This window comes from Frankia sp. CcWB2 (genome assembly GCF_977927585.1).
Genome location: NZ_CDWRCM010000033.1, coordinates 17,163 through 20,142 on the forward strand (window position 1 = coordinate 17,163; position 2,980 = coordinate 20,142).

A 2,980-nucleotide genomic window follows, 5' to 3' on the forward strand; every position below is an offset into this window, starting at 1 on the left:
AGCCGGGACTGCGCGCGCTGCTTCCGATGCTTCTGGTCATCGCGGTGGCGAGCCGGCGCGGGGACCTGATTCCCGGTCGCGCCGCGGGCGTCGCCGTGTCGGCTCCGATGCCGGTGGTCGAACCGCCGGAGTCTCCCCTGCGCCACCTCGCAATCGGTGTGCCGTTCGGGGTGGTCGCGATCCTCGTGCTGACCGGCCCCTACCGGCTCGGCCTCGAACGCAGCCTCGCTGGCGCCGTGGTGTGTCTGTCGTTCGTCGTGTTGACCGGGTACGTCGGACAGCTCTCGTTGGCGCAGATGACCCTCGCCGGTGTCGCCGGCTTCCTGTTGGCCAGACTCCAGGGTGAGCTGGGCGTGCCGTTCCCGATCGCACCCCTGCTCGCCACGAGTGCCGCCGCTGTGGCGGGCCTGCTGCTGGGGGTGCTGTCACGGCGGCTGCGTGGAATCGACCTGGCGTTGATCACTCTGATCGCCGGCGTCGCGATCCAGGAGGTGGTGTTCGGAAACCCGCTGGTCACCGGCGGGTTGGCCGGGTCGGTAGTACCGAATCCGAAGATCTTCGGCCTCGATCTCGGGCTCGCCGGTGCCGGGTTCCCTCGGCCGGAGTACGGGCTGCTGGCGTTGGCCGTGCTCGCCGCGTGCTGCTACGGGGTCGCCCGGCTGCGCACCGCGGACCTGGGCCGGCGCATGCTGGCCGTGCGCGCGAACGAACGGGCCGCTGCCGCAGCCGGGATCGACGTCCGTCGTACGAAGGTGCTCGCCTTCACTCTCTCCGCCGCGATCGCCGGTCTCGGCGGTTGCCTCATCGGCTACGGTCAGGGACGTCTGTCCTTCGACTCGTTCGGCGTCACGGCCTCGCTGTTCTTCCTGGCGATCGCGGCCGCCGGTGGGGTGACGAGCGTCGGCGGAGCGTTGCTGGGCGGTCTGCTGGTGCCGGGCGGAATCGTGTTCATCGTGCTGGACCAGGTTGCCGGGCTCGGCAAGTACCAGTCCGTGCTGTGCGGGATCGCCGTCGTGGTGCTGGCGGTGCTACGTCCGGCCGGGCTCGCGTACCGACCGCATCGGACGGCTCGCGCCGATCATCAGGGCCGCGTGGATCGGTCGGGTGGCACGCATCGGACCGGTTCTGGGCAGCGAACGCGTCGAGGAGATCACGTGCGACACCCGCAGCCGCCGGACCAGGGCCGGCCGAGCCTGACCCCGCATCCGGTCAACCCGGGCGGAGCCCCGTGACGGCGTTGCTGGCGGTCGACATGCTCGCCGCCGACCAGGGCCGTACGCGCATCCTCGAGGATGTCTCCTTCACCCTGTCGGCCGGCACCATCACCGGGCTCATCGGACCCAACGGAGCCGGAAAGACGACGTTGATCGACGCCCTCACCGGGTTTGCGTCGATCAGCGCGGGCACCGTCACGCTGGACGGTGCCGTGCTCGTCGGACTGCCGGCGCATGAGCGGCTGCGGTTGGGGCTCGCCCGCACCTTCCAGGCGCTGGAACTCTTCGACAGCCTGGAGGTCGGGGAGAACCTGGCCGTCGTCACGCCCCGGGCACCCGGACCCGCGGACGGGCCAGATCCGGCCCGGTCGCTCGGGCTTGCCACGATCGCCGACCGCCTGCCGTCGACGCTCTCCCACGACGAGTGGTCCTCGGTGGCTCTCGGCCGCGCCCTCGTCGCCGGGCCGAAGGTCCTGCTGCTGGACGAACCGGCCGCGGGTCTCGACCCGGCCGCCCGCCGGACGCTCGCCGACCGGCTGCGCCGCATCGCCGCCGACGGCATCGCCGTGCTGCTCGTCGACCACGATGTGAAGCTCGTCTTCGACGTATGCGACCACGTCCTCGTCCTGGACGGGGGCCGCGTCGTCGCGCGCGGTCGACCTGCCGAGGTGCGCGCCGATCCGGCGGTCCGCGCCGCCTATCTGGGCGGTGGTGAGCCGGACGGCGGCGACCGCGCCGGGCCTGCCCCGGCCTCTGCCTCCGGGTCCATGCCTGGCTCCACCCCGGCGCCGGCCCCCGGTCGAGGCGGGGGCGATCTGCTCGTGCTCGACCGGGTCACAAGCGGATACGACGGAGTTCCGGTGCTCCGGGACGTGTCGCTCACCGTCGGTGCCGGGGAGATCGTGGCGCTGCTCGGAGCGAACGGCGCGGGCAAGACGACGCTGATCCGCACGGCGGCGGGGCTGCTGACGCCGTCGAGGGGGCGGGTCAAGGTCCTCGATGACCGGTCGCGCCGGGCCGCGCCGAGCACACTCGCCCGCCGGGGGATGGCGGTCGTACCGCAGGGACGAGGGTCACTCGGGCGGTTGACCGTCCGCGAGAACCTGCGCCTGGCGGCCGGCCGGCGCTCATCCGGCGAGATCGGGCCGGTGTTGGACTGGTTCCCGGTGCTGCGCGGCCTGCTCGACCGGTCGGCCGGAGAACTGTCCGGGGGTGAGCGGCAACGGCTCGCGTTGGCTGTCGCTCTGGTGCGCAGACCGCGTCTGCTGCTGGTGGACGAGCTGTCGTTCGGCCTGGCACCCGGGGTCGCGCCGCAGCTGCTCGCCCTGCTGCGCACGATCGCCCTCGAGACGTCGACCGGCGTGCTGCTGGTCGAGCAGTTCGTCTCGCTCGCGTTGCAGGTGGCCGACCGTGGCTACGTTCTCGACCGGGGCCGGATCGCGCTGTCGGCGAGCGCGGCGGATCTCGTCGCGCGTCCCGAGCTCATCGAGACGGCCTACCTGGGCGGGAGTTCCGGGCCGGCGGCGGCCCCGGACCGCTGAGCTGGTCCGGCGTTCCCCGCCACGCGGAGAAACCGGGGTCCGGCGGAACAGGGCTCTCACGTCGCCCGATGGTGTGGGGCATGCGTCGGATGAACCGGAAGGGGTGGCGAGCGGGCCGGCGGTGTCTTACTGTCGACAAGCGTCGAAGTTGATCGCGGGAGCTCCGCCAAGGGGCTGAGAGGGCGGCTGGGGCCGCCGACCGCAGGAACCTGTCCGGGTAATGCC

At 72.4% G+C, this 2,980-nt stretch carries 2 protein-coding genes; both read left to right on the forward strand.

Annotated features, from left to right (window positions below; genetic code table 11):
- A partial coding sequence (locus ACY45C_RS05760; RefSeq protein ID WP_462186611.1) for a branched-chain amino acid ABC transporter permease occupies positions 1-1,232 on the forward strand: 1,232 nt, incomplete at its 5' end.
- Positions 1,229-2,755, forward strand: a complete 1,527-nt coding sequence (locus ACY45C_RS05765; protein WP_462186612.1) for an ATP-binding cassette domain-containing protein — start codon at positions 1,229-1,231, stop codon at positions 2,753-2,755. The genes ACY45C_RS05760 and ACY45C_RS05765, both read left to right, overlap by 4 nt.
- Positions 2,756-2,980 lie beyond the last annotated feature (225 nt).